The sequence below is a fragment of the Geomonas anaerohicana genome (genome assembly GCF_016458305.1).
GTDB classification, from domain to species: Bacteria; Desulfobacterota; Desulfuromonadia; order Geobacterales; family Geobacteraceae; genus Geomonas; species Geomonas anaerohicana.
The window spans coordinates 292,161-313,230 of the sequence record NZ_JAEMHL010000001.1 but is presented as its reverse complement, the minus strand read 5'-3'; the positions used below and the strand labels follow the sequence as shown (position 1 = coordinate 313,230).

The window sequence follows — 21,070 nt, the reverse complement described above, 5'->3', positions numbered from 1 at the left end:
GGGGCCGTGTATACACTGGTGCAAACGATACCAAAACCAACGACTTAAAGCAAGTAAAAGGCTAGTTTCCCCTGCCGCGGCGGTACTCGACCACCGGCTGCGCGTCGCGGCGGCCGGCGCCGCTACCCTGGCCCGGACGGCCACTCTGGCCGGGACGCCCGCCCTGGGCCGGACGCCCCTTGGGCGCGAAGCCTTTCTTGCGGGGATCGAAACCGGGGCGGCCCTTGCGGGCGCCGGGGCCGGAGTTGCTCCTTCTCAGCGGGCGGGTCGGCTCGAGTCCCTCGATGACGTGCTGCGGGAGCGGCTTGCCGGTCAGGCGCTCGATGCGGTCCAGGTAGGCGACCTCATTCATGGAGCAGAACGAGATGGCGATGCCGGTAGCGCCGGCGCGGCCGGTCCTGCCGATCCGGTGCACGTAGTCCTCGGCAAACTTCGGCAGGTCGAAATTGATGACGTGGCTGATGCCGGAGACGTCCAGCCCGCGGGCGGCGACGTCGGTGGCGACCAGGAGGCGCACCTTGCCGCGGCGCATGTTGCTGATGGTCTTGTTACGCGCACCCTGCGACATGTCGCCGTGCAGCGCGGCCGCGGCGTGCCCCTGCGAATAGAGTTCGAAAGCGAGCTGGTCGGCATCCTTCTTGGTCGCCGAGAAGATGATCGCCTTGGTGACGCTCGCGTCGGCGACCAGGTGCTGCAGGATGCGGTTCTTGTGGCGCATGTCGTCGGTCACGTGCAGGCGCTGCTCGATCTGCTGGTTGGTGATCTGCTTCCCCTCCACGGCGACACGGGCCGGGTCCTTCAGGAGGCGCTGGGCAAGTTTCGCCATGGCGTCATCCATGGTGGCGGTGAAAAGCAGGGTCTGGCGCTCGGTCGGCGCGGCAGCGGCGATGCGGTCCACGTCCTCGGAGAAGCCCATGTCCAGCATGCGGTCGGCCTCGTCCAGGACCAGCATCTCCAGTCGCGAGAAGTTGATGGAGCGACGGTCCAGGTGGTCGATCAGGCGCCCCGGGGTGGCCACGATGATATCGACCGGGCTGGACAGGAGCATCATCTGGTCACGGTAGGGCATGCCGCCCAGGATGGAACCGCAGCGCACCCTCATGAACTTGCCGTAGGTCCTGACGGCGTCGACGACCTGGTTGGCCAGTTCGCGGGTCGGCGTCAGCACCAGGATGCGCGGCCCCTTGCCGCGCACCGGCGACGGGACCAGCAGGCGCTCCAGCGCGGGGAGTACGAACGACGCGGTCTTGCCGGTGCCGGTCTGGGCGCTGCCGATCAGGTCGCGGCCGGACAGGGCCAGCGGGATCGACTCGGCCTGGATCGGGGTCGGCTCGGTGTAGCCGCAGGCGTTGATGGCTTTGATGAGGGGGGCGGAGAGGTTCAATGATTCAAAAGACATGTGTTTCCTTTTCTTCCCCCGGGCAAAATGAGGCCGTGCTCGCGTCCCGGACATCCCCGTGGGACGGACGCGGCTCTTCGCCTGAGGGTGCTGAAATGTGGGGCGTGCCAAACCCGCCGCGACAACGATTGTCGCAGGCTTAGCTGAAAACAAACTCGGCAACACGCCATATGACCGGCAAACCGTACATCGTCGCCAACCAATTAGCTGCTGCCGCATTTCTCGTGGGGATTAACCTGAATGCGAGGGGTTGGATCGATGGGAGGGGGCATGCCCCCGGTGGAACTGATGTCAGTCAGGCGAACAGCTTTACTACATGCGCCCGACAAAGGCAAGTTTTTCTTTTTTTGTATACGTTTACAAGAGAAAACCCCGCTTTGTGGGCGGGGTCCTCTTGCGTGCCGGTGACGTAGCAACAGTCGTGGAGGGGCACGTCGCTGGCTGGTCCGAGACTACTTCTTCTTGGCAGCGATGGCGTCTTTCAGGGCCTTGCCCGGGCGGAACTTGGGCACCTTGGCTTCGGCGATCTTGATCTCCTTGCCGGTCTGCGGGTTCCTGCCGGTACGGGCCTGACGGCTGGCAACTTCAAAGCTGCCGAAACCTACCAGGGTTACCCTGTCGCCCTTCTTCAGCGCGCCGCTCACGGTGGAGATGAATGCACCGACGGCCTTCTCGGCTGCGGCCTTGGGGATGTTAGCGGACTTCGCCACTGCTTCGACCAGTTCTGCTTTAGTCATGTGAGACCCTCCTTGGCTGGATTAAATTAACGCCACTATAATCATATATTCGTAATTTGCAAGGGTTTTCTTGTGCCCCGCTCCTTTTTATCCGCCACAGGAGCGGATCTAGCCCGGTTTTGAGCCCTCGATCCGCTCCTGGCAAGGCTTTACGGCCAACCGTTTCGGCGCCCGAAACAACCGGCAGCGCGGCACAAATACACTGCAATAACAAGCCGTTACTGGGCAGAGACCGCCTCGGCAGCGGGTTCCGAACTGTAGCTGGTCGGCTCCGTCCCCGAGACGAAGCACTCCTGCACCGCTCCCTGCGTTCCGTCCTTGGCCAAATGGCCGTTGCGCGGGTCGATCAGGGCAAAAGTGACGTTGCCCGGGGTCGGGAACGACTTCACCGGGAGGCCGGCCAGGGCCCGCTGCATGAACTCGGTCCAGATCGGGGCCGCCGCCTGCCCGCCCGAACCGCCGGCACCGAGACTGCGCTCCTGGTCGTAGCCGACCCAGACCCCCGCCACCAGTTGCGGCACGTATCCCACGAACCAGGCGTCCTTCATGTCGTTGGTGGTGCCGGTCTTGCCCGCCACCGGGCGGCCGAGGGCGCGCGCCCTTCCGCCGGTGCCGCTGGAGACGACGCTCTGCATCAGGTTGGTCATGATGAACGCGGTCTCGGGGGGGATGACCGGGATCACGCCGCCGGTGGCCTCGGTGATAACCGGCTGCCCGGGTTGCGGCACGGCCGGCGGGACCTTCGCGTCCTCACTCTCCCCTTCCGCCGCGGTATCCGCCTGCGCGCTGGACATCTGCCCGAACACCGGCACTTTGGGCTCCTGCACCTCTTCCAGCACGTTGCCGTCGCGGTCCAGGACCTTGGTGACGAAGTAGGGGGTGGTGCGGTAGCCGCCGGAGGCGAACACGGAGTAGGCACTGGTGAGTTCCATGGGCGTCACGCTGGACGAGCCGAGGGCCAGGGTGAGGTTGCTGGCCAGGGGCGAGGTGATGCCGAGCTTCTTGGCGTAGTCGATGGCGGTGCCGACGCCGATCTGCTCCAGGATCTTGACGCTGACCACGTTGATCGAGTTGGTGAGCGCCTCGCGCATGGTGACCGGGCCTCGGTAGACGTTGTCGTAGTTCTTGGGCTTCCAGGCCTTGTCGCCGCCGCTGTCGTACTCCACCTGCGAGTCGTCGATGATGCTGGCGGTGGTCATGCCGTGCTCCAGGGCCGCCGCGTAGATGATCGGCTTGAAGGCGGAGCCGGGGTTCCTCTTGGCCTGCATGGCGCGGTTGAACTGGCTCTTCCTGTAGTCGTAGCCCCCCACCATGGCACGCACCCCCCCGGTCATCGGGTCGATGGCGATCAGGGCCGCCTGCGCCTCGGGGGTCTGGTCCAGGGCGAACACCGCGCCGGCCCGGTTCTTGTCCGGTTCCTTGACCTGCAGCTCGAGCACCGCGCCGAGGCCTATGGCGCGCTTGGTCTGCGGCCTGCCGTAGCCGTTGACGAGCTCCACCTTGCCGGCCCAATCCATGTTCTTCTTGGGGAGGGTGCCGGTGCGGTCGCCGACCCGGACCGTCAGCTCGTGCTTGGCCGGGTCGACCCCGGTCACGACACCCTGGTAAACCGCCCCCTGCTTCAGGGAGAGCTCGTCGATGTCGTCTTCGACCTTCTTGCAGAAGGGCTCCACTTCCGCCTCGGTGAGGTACTTGGCGGCGCCGCGGAAACCCTGGCGCTTGTCGACCGCCTTGAGGCCGTTGACCACGGAGTCGTAGGCACCCTTCTGCATCTCGGCGTTCATGGTGGTGTAGATCTTGAGACCGTCCTTGTAGAGGCGCTCCTCGCCGTACTTCTCGACCAGTTGCTGCCGGACCTGCTCCAGGAAGTAGGCCGACTGCTCCGCGTTCACCTTCTTGAGGGGCTGGATCACGATGGGGGTGGCCTTGGCGTAGTCCGCCTCGGCCTGGGTGATGTATCCCTCCTTCACCATGCGCTCCAGGACGTACCCCTGGCGCTCCTTGGCCCGCTCCAGGTGCTTGATCGGGGAGTAGCTGTTGGGGGCCTTGGGAAGGCCGGCAAGCATTGCCATCTCGGCCAGGTTCAGCTTGTCGACTTCCTTGCCGAAGTAGGTCTCGGCCGCCAGCTGCACGCCGTAGGCGCCGGCGCCCAGGTAGATCTGGTTCAGGTAGATATAGAGGATCTCGTCCTTGCTGAGCCGCTCCTCCATCCGCTTGGCGAGGATGGCTTCCTTGAGCTTGCGGGAGAACTTTTTCTCCGGGGTGAGCAGCATGGACTTGGCCACCTGCTGGGTGATGGTGGAGGCCCCTTCCTTCTTGCGCATGGAGATCAGGTTCTTCACCGCGGCCCGGGCAACGCCGACGTAGTCGATCCCCTTGTGCTGGTAGAAGTTGGAATCCTCGGCGGAGACGAAGGCCTGGATCAGCCGCTTGGGCATCTTGTCCACCGGCACCACGGTGCGCCGCTCCAGGTAGAACTCACCTACCAGGGTGCCGTCCTGGCCGTAGACCTGGGAGAGGATGGGGGGACGGTAGTCAGCCAGACGGTCGACCTTGGGGAGCGCCCCCAAAAGGTAGAAGAAGTAGCCCAGGAAGGCGAGCAGCATGATGACGGAGCCGCCGGCGGCCCCCCAGAGCAGGTACTTGAGGGTCGGTGTGGGTGCTTTTTTCAACCTGCGCTGCGGCTGTCGCGGCTGCGCCTTGTAAATTTCCATTGCGAGAGGGTCTCCAATCGGATTGATGCGTGCGCGGGATCATGGCCTGGCGTACCCGGAAGGCCGATGGTCGGGGAGGGGAAGCTCCTGGGACCCCTGCGGCAAGGGTAGAGCTGGTCGGGAATCTGCGGGTGCATCGTGGTAGTGCCGCGCCCGGAGCCGGGCGCCAAGACTGCAGAGTATCCCAGATTGCAACAGTAATTCAAGGTTATTATGCTCACCCCACCCCGGCACCCGCTCTTCCCGGGACCGCCCCGTGGCCGCCCCGGCACGCTCCCCGGCGGTCGGCCGCGGAACCCGCCCAACGCCCTTATCCCTTTATAATGTATACACATTCTCTTCCTCGGCCAAAAAATGCTATGATGCTTGCAGATTACCCTGAGCGGACCCCGGAGCCCGACCCAAGACATGACCAGCTACCTCCCCAGACTCGCCCAAAACCTCGTGCGCGGCGCCTTCATGGAGCTCTACCTGACCCCGAAACCGGGGCTCGTGGACCTTCGCGACTGCGGCGCCCATCCGGAACTCTCCGTGCCCCGCATGGAGGCGTCGCTGAAGATCGTGTCGCTGTACCTGATGGATCTCTGCGATGCAGTGCTGTCCGGCGAGGACCTGGCGGCCCGGGTGCACCTGGGGGTCGCGGCGGAGCGCGCGGTGCAGCGGACGGTCGGGAGCAGCTGCCACAAGGGGTACATCTTTTTGGGCGGCCTGGTCCTGTGCGCCAGCGCCTGCGCCCCCGGCCGCGACGAGGCGAGTCTGCGCTCCTCCATCACCGGGCTGGCCGAACTCTTCTTCGAGAACGGGGAGCCCGGGTCGGCACACCGGGTACGCAACCGCTTCCAGGGCGGGGGTATCCGCGAGGAGGCGCTGGCGGGACTCCCCAGCCTCTTCGATGAGGCGCTCCCCGTGTACCGGCGCGAACTGGCCGGCGGTGGCAACCGCGGCAGCGCCGTCTTCGCCATGATGGGAAGGCTGATGCAGACGGTTGAGGACAGCACCACCCTGCGCAGCGGCGGCCGCAGCGGGCTGAAGACGGTGCGCGAGGACGGCCGGCTGCTGGAGCGGATGGTCGCGCAACGCGACGATTTCATTGCCTTCCTCGCCCAGCGCAACGCCCACTACGTAAGCCGCAGCCTCACCATGGGCGGGGTCGCCGGCCTGCTCGCCCTCGCCCTCGCCTGGCTGAGCCACACCGGCGAACTCGAGGCCGCCTAGCCCCCGCAATCCTTTTTGGCAATTCCCCAGCAATTCCGGTTTACTTAGCCCCTGCTGCATGCTAGAATCTCCCCGCTTGACCCGCTCCACCTCACCCACCACCAGGCAGACAAGGGTACCGGCATGTCCTTTGAAGGCGATTTAGAGCACCTTCCCTTAGTGGATGTCATCCAGCTGCTGCACCAGACCGGCAAGACCGGCACCCTCACGCTGAAAGGCGCCAAGGGGGAGAGCCAGCTCGTCTTCCGGGACGGCTTCATCGTCAGCGCCAACCACGTCAACAACTCGATCCGCATCGGCCAGGTCATGCTCGACATGGGCCTGTTGAGCCGGGAGGCCCTGGAAAAGGCCCTGCTCCAGCAGCGCGATGCCGGCGAGGACCGCAAACCGATCATCCAGATGCTGATCGAGGACGGGGTGGTCCCCACCCAGTCAGCCTACCAGGGGCTGGAAGCGCTGATCGAGATGACCATCGTCGAGGTCCTGACCTGGACCCGGGGCACCTTCTGCCTCGAGGTGGACAAGGTCGTGGTCTCCGACGAGTACCGCTACTTCCCCGAGCAGATCAACATGAACACGCAGAGCATCCTGATGGACGCCCTGCGCATCTACGACGAGCGCAAGCGCGACGGCACCCTCACCCCCGAATCCATCTTCGGCAATATCGCCGCACCCGAAGCGCAGCGCGCCCCGGCCCAGCCCTCCGGCGCCGAACTCTCCGCGGCCGACCTGGGGCTGGAGGAAATCGAGGAGCTGGAGCGGCACATCCCGACCTATTTCTCCGCGCTCCAGGAGGAGGTCCCCGACACCCCTGCCACCCGGTTGCAGGGTGAGCTGACCGGGATCCCGGCCAACGAGCAGCAGGAACTGTTCCGCTACCTGGAGCAGCTCCCCGGGCGCGCGGCGGCATCCGGCAGTGATCTGGGCGTGCTCCTTTTGACCTCGGCCAGGCTGATGCGGGAGTGCTGCGCCGCGGTCTGCGGCCCGCGCTTCATCTGCGCCACCGACGATGCCGCCCAGCTCGATCCCATCATCGACCAGGCCCTCTCCCGCGAGAAGTCCCCGGTCCTGCTGCTGGACGCGGGAGAACCCGGCGCCAGGAACGGGCGCGATCTCGCCGCCCTGATCAAGCAGAAGCGCGAGCGCTTCCCGGAGCTCACCATCGCGCTATTGGCCACCCCGGCCGACTACCCGCTCTGCGCCGCCGCCCAGGAAAACGGCGTCTCCGCGCTGCTGCCCCGCCCCTGCCGCGAGCAGCGCCCCGACACCTTCATCTCCGACACCATCGACAGCTGCCGGGCGCTGGCCGCATACCTGGACCGCGACCACGGCAAGCCGGCACAGGACCAGTCGGGGCAGTTCCGCAACCAGCTCCTCGCCCTCGCCGAACAGCGCGACCCCCCCGAGGTGACCTTTGCGCTGCTGCAGGCGGCCTGTGCCGTCTTCCGGCGCGGCGTCACCCTGGTGGTGGTGCGCTCGGAACTGATCGCCGAGCGTGCCCTCGGCGTTGACGCGGCCGACACCGTCACCTCGGTCAAGCTGCGCCTGAGCGCGCCCCCGGAGTCGCTGTACCAGCGCGCCTTAAACGGCGAGATCTGCTACGGCGACGCCGACCAGGCGCTGCGGGACACCATGTACGCGGCCATCGGCGCCCCCATGACCGGCAAGGCCCTGCTCCTGCCGGTGAAGAGCTTCGGGCGCGTCATCGCCATCATCTACGCCGACTTCGGACCGGGGACCGGGACCAACCCGCAGCTGCCGCTATTGGAGATCCTGTCCCAGCACGCCGGCCTGGTCATCGACAACATCCTGTACCGCAAGCGCTGCGCCCAGAAGTAGGCACCCGGCCGCTCAAGCCGATCGCCCGGCGTACCGAAGAGAAGAACCGTCTGCCATTCATTTCAATCTGCCGCAAGAGAGGGACGCCATGGATTCCAAGATATTCGTCCAGATTCTGGAAATAGCCTTCAGCAAGAAGGTTTCCGACGTGCATTTCGAGGTGGACAACCCTCCCTTCTTCCGCGGCAAAGGCCAGATCATCCGCTCCAAGCTGCCCAACCTCACCGCCGAGGACACCGAATTCATCGCCGCCCAGATCATGGAACACCATGGCCGGCGTTGGGAAGCGGACCAGAAGGAATTCGACACCTCCTTCTCGCTTCCCAGCGGCGCGCGTTTCCGGGTCAGCATCTTCCGCCAGCGCGGACACTTCGGCATCATCATGAGGGTGATCCCGTCCCACATCGGCACCTTCGACGAACTGCGCCTGCCGCCGGTACTGGGTGAGATCGTCAAGGCGCCCAACGGGTTGATCCTGGTCACCGGTCCGACCGGCAACGGCAAGTCGACTACGCTCGCCTCGATGCTGCGCTACATCAACGAGAACTTCAGCTACAACTGCATCACCATCGAAGACCCCATCGAATTCCTGTTCAAGTCCGAGAAGAGCTGCATCATCCAGCGCGAGGTCGGCATCGACACCGACAGCTTCAGTTCCGCTCTCAAGGCCGCACTGCGCATGGACCCGGACCTGATCATGGTGGGCGAGATGCGCGACACCGACACCATCGAGTCCTGCCTGATGGCTGCCGAGACCGGGCACCTGGTGATGTCCACCCTGCACACCCAGGGGGCGGTCTCCACCATCAACAGGATCGTGGGCCACTTCCCCCCCGACGCGCAGGAGATCGTCAGGCAGAGGCTGGCCGACATCCTGGTAGCCACCGTCTCCATCCGCCTGGTGATGAACAAGACCGGCGAGAACATCATCCCGGTGCTGGAGATCATGCGCGCCACCACGACCATCCAGAGCTGCATCCGCGAGGGACGCCTGGACGAGATCGAGGCGCACATGGAGAACGGCCGCAGCCAGTACCAGATGCAGACCCTCGACCAGCACCTGATCCAGCTGCACGAGCAGGAGCAGATCACCATGGAGGAGGCCAAGCGCCTGTCCCACTCCATGGACCTGGAACGCAAGCTCATGTTCACCAACTAGCATCCACCACTCCGCAAAGCATGAAGGGACCGCGGTCCTCACCGTGGTCCCTTTTTTACGCCCCTTCCCCTGCCTGTGTACTCATAAAAATTAAATAGAGTACAAAATGTAGTTCCCACACCCGCCACTGTCTAATTTATCAGCACCGCAACACCGCCACGACTCGTTACATTTGCCAACAAAACCGGCACCATCCCCGGCTCTGCACATTTTCTAATCACTACTGCCTAAAAATGGTTCACGACGTGCATAGATATGCACCATATTTCAGCACGCCGGCACCCCAACCCCGGCGCGGCTGATGAAAGAGTGGTCATTCCACTCCTACAATGCACAAAGGAGGATGTATGTCGCCGCAGATTGACGAGAAAGTAGAGCCGATTTTTCAGGAAGTGCTGAAGAGAAACCCGGGCGAAGTCGAGTTCCACCAGGCGGTGCGTGAGGTACTGGAGTCGCTGGGACCGGTGCTGGTGAAGCACCCGGAATTCGCGGAACGCAAGATCATCGAGAGGATCTGCGAGCCGGAGCGCCAGATCATCTTCCGCGTGCCCTGGCAGGACGATGCCGGCAACGTGCACATCAACCGCGGGTTCCGCGTCGAATTCAACAGCGCGCTCGGCCCCTACAAGGGCGGCCTGCGTTTCCACCCCTCCGTCTACCTCGGCATCATCAAGTTCCTCGGGTTTGAGCAGATCTTCAAGAACTCCCTCACCGGCCTCCCCATCGGCGGCGGCAAGGGCGGTTCCGACTTCGACCCCAAGGGCAAGTCCGACAACGAGATCATGCGTTTCTGCCAGAGCTTCATCACCGAACTGTACCGCCACCTGGGCGAGCACACCGACGTGCCGGCAGGCGACATCGGCGTCGGCGGACGCGAGATCGGCTACATGTTCGGCCAGTACAAGCGCATCACCAACCGCTTCGAGCCGGGCGTGCTGACCGGCAAAGGGCTCGACTGGGGCGGCTCCCTGGTGCGTACCGAGGCTACCGGCTACGGCGCCACCTTCTTCGTCGACGCCATGCTCAAGGTGCGCAGCCAATCCTTCGAAGGCAAGACCTGCTCCGTCTCCGGATCCGGCAACGTCGCCATCTACACCATCGAGAAGATCCACCAGCTGGGCGGCAAGTGCGTCACCTGCTCCGACTCCAACGGCGTCATCTTCCACGAGAAAGGGATCGACCTCGACCTGGTCAAGCAGTTGAAGGAAGTGGAGCGCCGCCGCATCGAGGACTACGCCAAATACCACAAGGACGCCAAGTACATCGCCAACGGCAACATCTGGGACATCCCGTGCCAGGTGGCCATGCCTTCGGCGACCCAGAACGAAATCAACGGCAAGGACGCCGCCACACTGATCAAGAACGGCTGCATCGCCGTGGGCGAAGGCGCCAACATGCCCACCACTCCGGAAGGGGTCAAGGTATTCCTGGAGGCCGGCATCGCCTACGGCCCGGGCAAGGCCGCCAATGCCGGCGGTGTCGCCACCTCGGCGCTGGAGATGCAGCAAAACGCCTGCCGCGACGCCTGGACCTTCGAGTACACCGAGCAGCGCCTGGCGCAGATCATGAAGAACATCCATGACACCTGCTACGAGACCGCCGCGGAGTACGGCACCCCCGGCAACTACGTCAACGGCGCCAACATCGCCGGCTTCATCAAGGTCGCCAAGGCCATGGTGGCCCACGGCCTGATCTAGTCGGGTCGCTGCTGCATTGCAAAAAACGAAGACGGCTCGACCATCAGGTCGAGCCGTCTTTTTTGGCAGAAGGGACTGGCTCCGCTAGGTGCCTGTCCCTCTAGCGGAACGCCGCTTTCCGCTCAGCCAGCTTCCTCAACACAAAGGGGACAGGCACCTGACGGAGCCAGTCCCCTCCTTCGGACAGGGGGGATTTGCCTTGGCTGCCCCCCCTACGAGAACGCCGCCAGCAGCTCCTCCACCTCCCGGCGCAGCTCGCCGATCTCCTGGCTCAAAGCGCCCACCTCCTGTTCCAGGTGCTCCAGCCTCTCGTTCCCCGGCCGGACCCTCGGCGCCGGAGCACTCCCCGGCTGCTCCGGCTCCTCCTCCGGCAGCTCCGGCAGCTCCGGCATCCCGGCGAAGACCTGGGCGTAGCGTGCTTCCTTGCGCCCGGCCTGCCGCGGCAGCCGCACCACCAGGGGAGGACCGTGCTGCTGCAGCTTGAGCAGGATGTCCTCCACCGCCGCCAGGTCGCCCACCTGGGTCATACGCTCGCTGCGGCTGCGCAGCTCCGCCGCCGTCTGCGGGCCGCGCAGCATCAGCTCGGCGAGGACCGCACGGACCGGAGCGTCCAACCCCAGCTTGTCCCCCATAGAATGCACGTACTTGGCGACACGTCCGCCGGTCGTGGTGAGCCGCGCCAGCCCGCGCGCCCCCAGTGCCTCGAGGCCGCGCTGCAGGTCCGACTCGGCAAGGGACAGCACCGGATCCCGGTTCGATTTCTGGTTACAGGCCGCGGCCAGCGCGTTCAGTGTAAGGGGATAATACTCCGGCGTGGTCAGCTCCTTCTCCATCAGGCACCCAAGGATCCTGATCTCCAGCTCGGTCAGATTCATTCTCATCGGCTACTCCTTTGCGGGAAAATGGCGGCAGGCGCGACGGCAGTCACAGGCGCCCCGAACGGCAACGGTACTTTAGCAGATGACATGCCGATTCGGAAAATGTATTATGTACCGGAATTGCACTCCGGCCGGCAGCCGTACCCGCCCGCCGGCATCCGCCCGCACCAACCTCACCCCGGCGGCGGATGACCCCACACCCCCTGATGAGGACCCCGTGATGGGTAAAGTCAGACTGCTTTACGCGGCCGCGGCCCTGATGCTCACAGCGGCAACCAATGCGTCCGCGTTCTGCTTCGAAGAAGCCGGCGAAGAATACGGCATCAACCCGCAGATCCTGCGTGCCATCGCCAAGGTCGAATCCAACTTCAATCCCGCCGCCGTCAATCGCAACAGCAACGGCACCTACGATTTCGGGCTGATGCAGATCAACTCGAGTTGGGCCCCCACCATCGGCAAGCAGCGCTGGAACTCCCTCGGTGACCCCTGCAGCAGCGTGAAAACGGGGGCCTGGATCCTTTCCATGTGCATGGAGAAGTACGGCTACACCTGGAAGGCCATCGGCTGCTACAACAGCCAGACCCCGGACAAGCGGGACCGCTATTCCAAGAAGGTATTCGAACAGTTGCAGCGGGTGAAACCGTTGCGGCAGGAAGCGGAGTACCGCCCCATCAAGGAAAGCCTCGAGGCTTTGGTGCGTCAGAGGGTGGACGGTTGGGTGGACGAGGCTGCGAAAGGCAAGGCTGACGTATTCAAAGAGAAGGTGAAGGGAACCGTACCGACTCCCAAGGAAGTGCTGCAGCAGAAAACCGCCCCCGCCGAAACCACCGCCAAGAGCGCAATCCCGCCGGCGACCACCCCCCAGAGCAACTCCCTTTCCCAGGAAAACATCGGTTACTACACCGAGGATGGGGAGCACACGGCGATCCCCATCCCCTAGAAACACCTACTTGCTACTTGGCGCCGCATCCTGCCGGCATGACCCACTTGTGTCCCGCGGGGGGCGCCGTGTCGGTGATCAGGACGCGCCTGCCGGCGGCGTCATCCTGCTGGACCATGAAGCCCGTCGCATGCTTCCCCTCCTGCAACGCATGCGGCCCGAACTCCGGCGCGACCCCCACGAGCTTGAACAACCTCTCCGTCACCGTCTTGAAATCTTCTTTTCCGGTCAGCATCAACACCCGATAACCGGCAGTCTCCAGGATCCTGATCAGCGTGTAGTTGTACGGATCGTTCTCGCCGATGCTGACGATGTAACGGTTCCCCTTGTACTCGAAGTAGCGGTCGACCCTGATGCTGAAGGGAGTTGCGGCGCCTGTGGCGGACTGGATGATCTTGTTGCGGCTCCACGCGGCGGAGAGGGCGTTCAGCACCGAGTCGACCACGCTGGCCGCATCGTGCCGACTCACTGAGCAGACCCAGGTCGGCGCCTGCTGGATGGCAGGCGCGGCCGTCGGCGCGGCAGCAGGTGCAGGAGCGCTTTTTTGGGCGGCCGCCGGCGGCTGCGGGGCCGGGGCAGACTTCGCGGCCGGAGCCGGCGCAGGTTGCGGCACTGCCGGGACCGGCGCCTTCGGTGCAGGAGCCGGGACCGGAGCGGGGGCCGCTTTCGGCACCGCAGGGGTAGCGGGCTCGGGTGCCCTGGGAGGTTCGGCTGCGGGTTCGGGTGCCCGGGGAGGCCCGGCGGCAGGTTCGGGTGCCCTGGGTGCCTGCGCCGGTGCCGGCTTGGCCTCTTTGGGCGTCTCTGCTTTCGCCTTCGTGGACGGGCCTTCCGCATGGGGCCGCGCTTTCTCCTTTTTGGTCGGCTTCGCCTCGGCACCATGCAGGGGCGCGGACGGAATCAGCAGGGTCCGCCCCACCTCGAGGGTCTTGATGTTCTTTATGTCGTTGAGCTCGATGATCTCCGGGACCAGGCGTTCCGCGGCCTCGTTGGACATGCCGAAGTGTCCTACCAGGATCTTGAAGATGTGGTCGCCGGGCTTGATGGTGTAGCGGACGTACTCCCCGGCGGGAGCCGGATGTTCCTTTTTCGCCTCATGCTGCGCCTTTGCCTCCGGCTCCTTCTTCTTGGGGGCCTGCTTGTGCTGCTTGGGGGCAGGTTTCTGGACGGCTTTCGGCGCCGCCGGCTTTTGCCGGTCCAGCTCCTTGATGTCGATCTGGAATTCCGGGGGAGCGGCGTAGAGCCGGGCAGGGATCAACAGCAGCGCCAGGAGCAGTTTCGCCTTGTCGGCAGGGATCATCGGGTCGCCTCTTTTCAGGGGTAGTAGACCACCAGGGCCTTCACTTTTTTGTTGGTCTTGTTGCGGTAGATGGTGACGGCAGCCGCGCCCGGCGTCGCGCATTGCTCGACGAGATAGTCGCCTTTGGCTGACGTCGACTCGACGCGGTAGCTGTCCGCGCCGCCGAACTGGCGCAGCACGCGCTGCAACAGGTCATCGGAGATGGTGCCGCCGGGGACCGGAATGACCTGGATGGCCCGGTAGACGTTGCTCTCCTTGAACAGCTTGTACTCGGCGCGGATGCCGAGGTACCTGACCCAGCCGGGATGCTTCTTGCCATATTCGGCATCCAACTTGGTCCCTTCCAGCATGGCGGGAAGATTCTCCACGCCGCGCCGGGGGGCGTTCTTGGCCTGCACCTCGGGCTTCTGCTGCTTCGCGGCAGGAACCGGTGCAGTGGGGGCCTTTGCCGCGGGCGCGGCAGCAGACGACGCACCCTGTGTGGGTGCCGGGGTGGCGGCCGGTGCGGCATGCGGGACCGGTGCTGCCGGCTTCGGCGTGGCCGCAGCGGAGGCAGTTGGAGCAGCCGGGGCAGCCGGGGCAACCGGAGCGGGCGCCGGTTTCACCGCCTGTTTCACCGCCGGCTTGGTAGCCGGCATGGTGGCGTGCTCAGGCGCAGAACTCTTGCCGGCAAGGTATGACACCAGCGGAATTGCGATGAGGACCAGCACCGGCACGATGAACAGCAACGGGCTGCGCCTTTTCTTCTGCTCGGCACGGCGCAGCGCTTCGGCCACCGTCTCACCGGTGTAGTAGCCGCCGCCTCCCTGGGCCGCCCCATCCAGTGCGGGGGGAGCCGACAAGCTCTCCTCCACGAGTTCCTTCCTGGGCGCTCCCTTTCTGACCTCCACCCGGTCTTCTACCTCCGGGAGTGCCGCGTCCAGAGCCTCGCTGCGCGCCTCGGCCTGCTGCATGACGTCCTCGAAGGCCGAGATGGCGCTTTTGCTGCCCGGCTTGACGGGAGGATACTCTCCCGTCGGCGGTTCCAGCGGCAGCGGCTGGGATGCGACGAATGCGGCCGGCGCGCCCTCGGCAGCCGGCGGTTCCAGCTGTGTCGGTTGTTCAGGCTGTGCCGATGGTTCCGGCGCCGCGCTTGGCTGCTGGGCCTCTTCCTGCAGTGCGGGGGAGACAGCGCTTTTTCTGGCTTTAGACGGTGCGGGTCTGGCAGACTGCGGCTCGTCGGCAATCGGTGCTGCGGGCAGCGCCTCCCCCGCCAGCAGCGCGGCGACAGACTGTTCCAGCAGTGCGTCGTCCATGGCGAGGTCGAGCGAGACCCTGCCGTGCCTTTTGGCCTGGGCGGCGTCCTCGCTGTCGCCGGCCAGCAGCACCAGCCGCCCCTCGGGGGGGAGCATCTTGTCCAGGTGGCGCAGCAGGATATCTCCAGAAAACCCGGAGATACGGCTTTGCACAAAGGTGATTTCGGGGGAAAAGGCGGAGAGTTCGAATTCGCCGAGGGCGAGGGTTGACGCTGTCTGCAGCTGCAGAAGTCCCTGCTCCGACATGTAGTGGAAAATACGTTGCACCCGCTGGGTGTCTGCTATCAGAAGGACGCGCGTCATGGGTTCCCTTGGTTTTTAGTGGCACATTTTAGGTCACGGAAGAGGAATAATCAATATCATTCACCTCATTTGAGCAATTTAGTGGTTGATTAACCACGCTATTGGTTGCGCTTCTGTCTTTAATTATGATAGATTATCGGCGGGCCGGCCTAAATGTCCCATCGCAAGGAGTTGTAATGCAAGGCTTGTCGAGAAAATTGTTCTTTGTGCTCGTGGTGCTCATGCTCAATGGTTGCGCCACTACCTACGTTCCCATCAGTTGGGGCCAGGGCGACGCAGTCAAGAAACTCTCCAGAGAGGACGTTTTTCTTTCCGCGCTTTTCAACCGTTACGACCCCGACCGCACCACCCTGCGCGTTGCAGGCGCCTCGTTCGACGAGGTCATGATGCCCGACGAGGTGAAATTTCACCTGGGCGCCTACCGCCCCGACACCAGGCTCATCTACCGGAACATGTTCCAGCAGTACAGTGAACAGCAGTTGCGCTCGGTGTTGCTGCATGAACTGGCCCACCACGTCTGGCTTACCGCAATGACCTCGCAGCAGCGCGAGGACTGGCGCCTGTACCTGGCCAAGAATCCCACCTCGTTGCAGGACATGGTGCGCAACACCTACAAGCAGGGGACCGATTACGACAGCGAAGACTTCGCGTTCACCGTGGAGTACGCCCGCCCTGCCGACCTGGAGCAGTTGGTAACGCTCAAGGTCATCACCCCGCAGGATCGGGACAAGATCATGAAGGAGAAGTACCCGAAGAATCCGGAACCTCCCAAGGGGCCGGCGCTGGTCCAGACGGCGGAAGCCCCCCGTCCTACCGACGATGACGTGGATGCCCCATCGGCGACTCCACTGAAGGGCGCACAGGACAAAAAGGATCGGGGCAAGCAGTATGAAATTTATTGACCGCCTGGAAAGGAAGATCGGCCGCTACGCGATCCCCAACCTCACCATCTACCTGATCGCGGGGCAGTCGTTCTTCTACCTGATGTACATGACGGGTAAGCTGGACCGGATGGCGACCTACTTCTCCGCCGGGCTGTTCCTGTCGGGTGAGTGGTGGCGCATCTTCACCATCCCATTCGATCCGCCCCAATCCAGTCTCATCTTCACCCTGATCGCCTGGTATTTCTTTTACATGCTCGGCTCGACGCTCGAGGAGCATTGGGGCGCCTTCCGCTACAACGCCTACCTGGTGCTCGGCTGCCTGATCACCTTCGCGGCGTCGTTCCTGGTTCCGGCCTACCCGGTCAGCAACGCCTTCCTCGCCGGCTCGGTCTTCCTCGCCTTCGCCACCCTATTCCCGGAATTCCAGATCCTGCTCTTCTTCGTGATCCCGGTGCGCATCAAGTGGCTGGCCCTCTTGACCTGGCTCGGCTACGCCTACCAGCTCATCGTCGGCGGCTGGTCGTCCCGCATCATGGTGATGGCCGCCATCGCCAACTACCTGATCTTCTTTGCCAACGACATCTACCTCAACCTGCGCCACGGCAAGAGGCAGATCACCAAGAAGGTGGGCGGGCTGCAGTTCCGCGAGAACGAACTGGTGCACAAGTGCACCACCTGCGGCATCACCGAGAAGACCCATCCCGACATGGACTTCCGCTACTGCCCGAAATGCAACGGCCAGTACGGCTACTGCAGGGACCACATCTTCAGTCATGAGCACAAGAAATAATCAAGCCGTACACGGGGCGCGCCCGCGGCGTTACAGGAGAAGCCAAATGCTGAACAAGCTGGCCGGCATACAGGGAAAATTGAACAATATCGGTGACGAGGTGTACCAGACCTGGAGCTACGAACAGCGCCACGAGGAAATCGCCAAGCTGGTGCAGGGCTACCAGAACGGCCTGCCGATCCAGATCCTCTGCCAGCTGTCCGCGTCCATCGCCGGCGGGGTCGCCGAGGCCGCCGAGCACCTGGCTATCCTGATCTCCCGCCGCGAGCGCAAGGCCATGGTGAACCGGGAGTCCGGCTCGGACAAGGCGCTCCAGGACCTGCTGCAGGCGACCCTGCTCCCCGCAAGGAACTAAGCCCCCTACTCCTGGTCCAGCACCGGCGCCGCCCCTCCGATCACCTTTCCCGGAGCCGCATCGGCAGGCGCCAGCATGAAGTCGATGCCTGAGACCATGTCCCCTCCCGGCGGCACCGTCACGCCGCGCGGGGACGACGCGTTCGCCTTCAGCCGCTGCACCTCGTCGACCGGTATGCGGACCTGATACCTGCCCGGCTTCACCGTCTTGAAAAGGTAGTAACCGCTCTCCTCCGACAGTGTCGTCTGCGGCCGCCCCTGTTGCTCCCCTTCCCCCACCAGCTCCACCCGCACTCCCTTCATGGGCACCGCCCCCCCCCGCGCCAGCTGCACCGTCACCGTTCCGTCGATTTCGCCGCCGGTGGTCAGCGTGAACGCGCACCTGTCGATCACCCCGGCCCTGGGCACGATGCGGCATCCCGGCTCCGCCGGCACCATGAACGGGTCCTCGATGGAAGTCATGTCCACCGTAACATCGACCGGGACATCGGGCTGCAGGAAAGCGATGACCTGGGCGCCGGCTCCGTCCGGGATGGCCCTGACCCTGCTGCCGTTCAAGAGAAAATCGACCCGTGGCAGCGCCATCCTTTTGCCGTCGGGCTCGGCCACCGTGGCGGAAACCGCGATCATGCCGTACGGCGCCAGCGGTTCTGCCGAAGCCAGCACCCGGCCGGTGGGAACGGCGGCGACCGAAGAGCGCACGCCGACGTCGAAACCGTAGGCGCCATCGGTGCTGCCGTGTGCGGCAAGGGAATAGCCCACCCGCCCCAACCGCTTCGACACCCCGAGCCTCAGCCCGGTCAACCCTTCCGCCGGTGCGTGGGACAGTGCCGAGTTCAGCTGCAGCCCTGGGGCCACCTCGAGGTCGGCACTGACGTTGACGCTCGATGCCGTGGCGACCGGCAGGAAGGAGTAGCCCGCCTCCCCCCTCACGCTGACATCGCTCAGCCTGGTGCTGACCTGGACCAGCCCCGTGGCGTAGCTTTTCCCCTGCAGCCGGGACAGGTCGGCCTGCAGCGTCGTGTTCCAACCGTTCCAGCCGCCGGAGACGCGCCACTGCGACGTCGTTTCCGTCTGCCCCGACTTCCGGGTGCCGAAGCCGACCTCGACCGAGTACGGGACGCGGATGTCGTCCAGCAAGGTGAAGGAGGAGTTCCCCTTTACCGTGGTCAGGGTGCGCAGGGGGTCTTCCCGGTGGTAGAACTGCGGCGAGTAGTAGTTGTGGAAAAAGCGCTGCACCAGCTCCAGGTTCAATCCCAGCAGGTTGCGGCTGCTGGACCTGACGTTGACCAGTTGCCCTTCCAGGTCCTTTGCCGGCGCCAGCATCTGGATCAGCTCCAGGGACAGCAGCGTGGAGCGCAGGGCGGTGCGCACCCCGGCTCCCAGGTACTCCCGCGCCGACCCGCGCCGCTCGGTATGCCTTACCACCAGGAAGGATCCGGTCAGGTTCCTGGTCAGGCCGAAGTCCGAGGTGAAGGTGAGGTTGGACTCCCCGGTCCCGTCATCCTGGGCCGCGTGCTGGGTAAGCCCCGTCTGCCATCCCGCCGACAGGGTGTACAGCAGCTCACCTCTCGGGGTGATGGCATCGGACACGAAGACCTCTTCCGACTCCTGCCTCTCCCCGAACGGTCCATGCAACACCACCTTGAAGCTGTTGACGCCGTAATAGACACGCAGGTTGACGAAATGGTACATCCCTGCCGCGGTGGGGGGCTGGTAACGGATCTGGGCGCCGTTGTGAAAGAGCTCGGCGTCCCAGCCCGGCGGGAGTTGGCCGTGTATGTCGTGGCTGAGGAATTGTCCCCCCCCCAGCAGGGGGCGGTTGGAGAGGTAGAGGCCGTACATGGGCCTCGTCGACGCCCCCACCCCGTCCACGTACGGCGCCTGGTTGGAGCCCAGGGCCACCTGGTTGAACCACAGAGGCCCCATGCGGTCGCCGGCTGCGTTGCGCCGGGACAGGGTCAGGTCCAGCCGCCTGAGATCCTCGTTGTCGGTGAGGACATGGGCCTCCCCGGTCATGTAGAGGAGGTCGCCGGAGAGGTTCATCGTGTTCAGCATCCTGCTGCGATTACCCTTGTGCCCGTCCGACGACAGGGAATATTCCAGGGCAAGATCAGCCGTCGGCACAGCCGCCGCACGCCTGGGGGCCGTCGCATCGGGATACTGCGCGGCCTGGTCCGTCACCTTGGGCGTCACGAAGGCACGGCGCTTTTTGGCCGCCTGCAGCGGCAGCGGCTCGCGCGCCCTGAGCTCCAGCGTGGAGCTTTCCCGGCGCAGGTGGAAATCCACCGGCAGCCACCTCGACAGCGCCCCGAAATTGACCAGGATCTCCCCCTTCTGCACGAAAGCCATGCCATTGATGGAGAAGGATTCCCTGCCATGGACGGTGAAGCCTTCACCGAGGTCGATGACGAAGGGGCGCGCCTGGTTCACGGCGAACCCGAAGGCCCTGTCCTTGTCGCAGCTGATCGCCAGGGAAAGGGCTTCGGCGAGTGCGCAGACCGGGATGTAGATCTCCCCTTTTCTTTCCATGATCAGGAAGCTGTCGGTCAGCGTTTCCTTGTCCAGTTCCAGCGCGACCACCAGCTCCTGGTCCGGCAGGGGCTCCACTCCCGGTTCAGCGGAAGCGGCACAACACAGCGCAGTTGAGATGAGGAGATGGGCCAGCAGCACAAGGGCTCCACAGGCAGAGAGCCGCCGGCTATGGGCGCCTGGGCGGGGGGCCATGTGCTAGGGGAGGGCGACGGCAGTCTCGGCCAGGGGCTTCTTCTCGTCACGCTCGGTGAAGACCAGGCGTACGGTGTCGCCGCTTCTGAGACGCGATTGCTCCGGCACGACAATGGCCACCTTGCGCACCGTGTTGGGAGTGTAGATGGCAAAGCCCTTTCCCTCCGCAAGCTTCTCCTGGCCACGGTAGGCTGCCACGTCGCCGTAGATCGACCTGGTGCCGGTCCGGTGCATGGTGAAGGAGAGCACCTGCTGTTTTTCCCCGGGCTGCCTGAGCGTGACCGATGCGGGGTCTATGGTCGCACCCGCCTGCAGCTGGCCGTGGCGGGCTATGATGGGAATGGAGATGCCGACGTTGGCTACGATGTTCATCCTGATGACGCCGGCCTCCTCTTCCTCTTGCTTCGGGACGTTGGCCACGGCGGAGGCGGCACGGGTGAACAGCAGGTGGGACCGGTATTCGCCGGTTTCCAACTCGGGGGGGATCTTGAACATGATGCGTATGGTCTGGCCGCCGCCCGGAAGCAAGGTCACCTGGCGGGGGGAAAACTTGACCACGTCGTCGGCGAACTTCTCTCCCTTTTCGGCTGCCGTTACTTCCTGGAAGTCGCCCGTCTCCGTCATCCGCCTCCTCACCATGGCGATCTTGTAGGTGGCCTGAGCGGCTCCGGAATTGATGATGTCCACCTGTGCGGTCCGCTGCCGGTCGGTCATGACCACCCGCGTCGGGTACACCATGAGATCGGCCGCCACCACGGTCACGGTGGGAGTGCCCAGGATGATCTGCGCGGCGGTCACCAGCATAACCATCGACTTGATCAGCAGTAGCTTCACGTCCCCTC

At 64.4% G+C, this 21,070-nt stretch carries 16 protein-coding genes; 8 read left to right on the top strand and 8 right to left on the bottom strand.

All coding sequences use genetic code 11. The annotated features are described in order from the left end of the window. Positions 1 to 61 precede the first annotated feature (61 nt). The 3 genes from JFN91_RS01380 to JFN91_RS01370 all read right to left on the bottom strand — a co-directional run bounded on the left by JFN91_RS01380 (position 62) and on the right by JFN91_RS01370 (position 4,850). A complete protein-coding gene (locus tag JFN91_RS01380) occupies positions 62 to 1,399 on the bottom strand; it encodes a DEAD/DEAH box helicase (RefSeq protein ID WP_199387428.1) in 1,338 nt (445 codons plus the stop codon). A gap of 452 nt (positions 1,400 to 1,851) precedes the next feature. Continuing rightward, the gene (locus JFN91_RS01375) at positions 1,852 to 2,136 is read right to left on the bottom strand and encodes an HU family DNA-binding protein (protein WP_015718556.1); all 285 of its coding nucleotides are present in this window, start codon (positions 2,134 to 2,136) and stop codon (positions 1,852 to 1,854) included. A 218-nt stretch (positions 2,137 to 2,354) separates the two neighbouring features. Next, positions 2,355 to 4,850, bottom strand: a complete 2,496-nt coding sequence (locus JFN91_RS01370) for a penicillin-binding protein 1A (RefSeq protein WP_199387427.1) — start codon at positions 4,848 to 4,850, stop codon at positions 2,355 to 2,357. A 408-nt stretch (positions 4,851 to 5,258) separates the two neighbouring features. Between JFN91_RS01370 and JFN91_RS01365 the strand changes: the two genes are divergently transcribed. From JFN91_RS01365 to gdhA, 4 genes are all read left to right on the top strand, one after another. Then, a complete protein-coding gene (locus JFN91_RS01365) occupies positions 5,259 to 6,065 on the top strand; it encodes a triphosphoribosyl-dephospho-CoA synthase (RefSeq protein ID WP_199387426.1) in 807 nt (268 codons plus the stop codon). A gap of 123 nt (positions 6,066 to 6,188) precedes the next feature. Further along, positions 6,189 to 7,904: a DUF4388 domain-containing protein gene (locus JFN91_RS01360; RefSeq protein WP_199387425.1), complete on the top strand. Its 1,716-nt coding sequence runs from the start codon at positions 6,189 to 6,191 to the stop codon at positions 7,902 to 7,904. Positions 7,905 to 7,992: 88 nt separating this feature from the next. Then, entirely contained in the window at positions 7,993 to 9,063 is a 1,071-nt protein-coding gene (locus JFN91_RS01355) for a type IV pilus twitching motility protein PilT (protein ID WP_199387424.1), read from the top strand. A gap of 347 nt (positions 9,064 to 9,410) precedes the next feature. Next, positions 9,411 to 10,760, top strand: coding sequence for an NADP-specific glutamate dehydrogenase (gene gdhA / locus JFN91_RS01350; protein ID WP_199387423.1), 1,350 nt, complete (start codon positions 9,411 to 9,413; stop codon positions 10,758 to 10,760). Between the two features lie 212 nt (positions 10,761 to 10,972). Here the strand turns inward: gdhA and JFN91_RS01345 are convergent, their stop codons facing one another. Then, positions 10,973 to 11,641 carry a YceH family protein gene (locus JFN91_RS01345; protein WP_199387422.1) on the bottom strand — a complete coding sequence of 223 codons (669 nt, stop codon included), beginning with the start codon at positions 11,639 to 11,641 and terminating at the stop codon, positions 10,973 to 10,975. A gap of 217 nt (positions 11,642 to 11,858) precedes the next feature. Between JFN91_RS01345 and JFN91_RS01340 the strand changes: the two genes are divergently transcribed. Next, complete coding sequence (locus JFN91_RS01340) at positions 11,859 to 12,578, top strand: lytic transglycosylase domain-containing protein (RefSeq protein ID WP_215907237.1); 720 nt, start codon at positions 11,859 to 11,861, stop codon at positions 12,576 to 12,578. Between the two features lie 13 nt (positions 12,579 to 12,591). Here the strand turns inward: JFN91_RS01340 and JFN91_RS01335 are convergent, their stop codons facing one another. Continuing rightward, entirely contained in the window at positions 12,592 to 13,875 is a 1,284-nt protein-coding gene (locus JFN91_RS01335) for a LysM peptidoglycan-binding domain-containing protein (protein ID WP_199387420.1), read from the bottom strand. Positions 13,876 to 13,889: 14 nt separating this feature from the next. Beyond that, on the bottom strand, positions 13,890 to 15,473 hold the full coding sequence (locus JFN91_RS01330) for a hypothetical protein (RefSeq protein ID WP_199387419.1): 1,584 nt from the start codon (positions 15,471 to 15,473) through the stop codon (positions 13,890 to 13,892). Between the two features lie 176 nt (positions 15,474 to 15,649). Between JFN91_RS01330 and JFN91_RS01325 the strand changes: the two genes are divergently transcribed. The 3 genes from JFN91_RS01325 to JFN91_RS01315 are packed head-to-tail and all read left to right on the top strand — an operon-like array spanning position 15,650 to position 17,502. Further along, complete coding sequence (locus tag JFN91_RS01325) at positions 15,650 to 16,375, top strand: SprT family zinc-dependent metalloprotease (RefSeq protein ID WP_199387418.1); 726 nt, start codon at positions 15,650 to 15,652, stop codon at positions 16,373 to 16,375. Beyond that, positions 16,362 to 17,147, top strand: a complete 786-nt coding sequence (locus JFN91_RS01320; RefSeq protein ID WP_199387417.1) for a rhomboid family intramembrane serine protease — start codon at positions 16,362 to 16,364, stop codon at positions 17,145 to 17,147. The genes JFN91_RS01325 and JFN91_RS01320 overlap by 14 nt, the downstream gene beginning before the upstream one ends. Positions 17,148 to 17,193: 46 nt before the next feature. Beyond that, positions 17,194 to 17,502, top strand: coding sequence for a hypothetical protein (locus JFN91_RS01315; RefSeq protein ID WP_199387416.1), 309 nt, complete (start codon positions 17,194 to 17,196; stop codon positions 17,500 to 17,502). A gap of 5 nt (positions 17,503 to 17,507) precedes the next feature. Here JFN91_RS01315 and JFN91_RS01310 read toward each other — a convergent pair whose 3' ends face one another. Then, a complete protein-coding gene (locus JFN91_RS01310; RefSeq protein WP_199387415.1) occupies positions 17,508 to 20,174 on the bottom strand; it encodes a carboxypeptidase-like regulatory domain-containing protein in 2,667 nt (888 codons plus the stop codon). A gap of 57 nt (positions 20,175 to 20,231) precedes the next feature. After that, positions 20,232 to 21,062 carry a molecular chaperone gene (locus tag JFN91_RS01305; protein WP_199387414.1) on the bottom strand — a complete coding sequence of 277 codons (831 nt, stop codon included), beginning with the start codon at positions 21,060 to 21,062 and terminating at the stop codon, positions 20,232 to 20,234. Positions 21,063 to 21,070 lie beyond the last annotated feature (8 nt).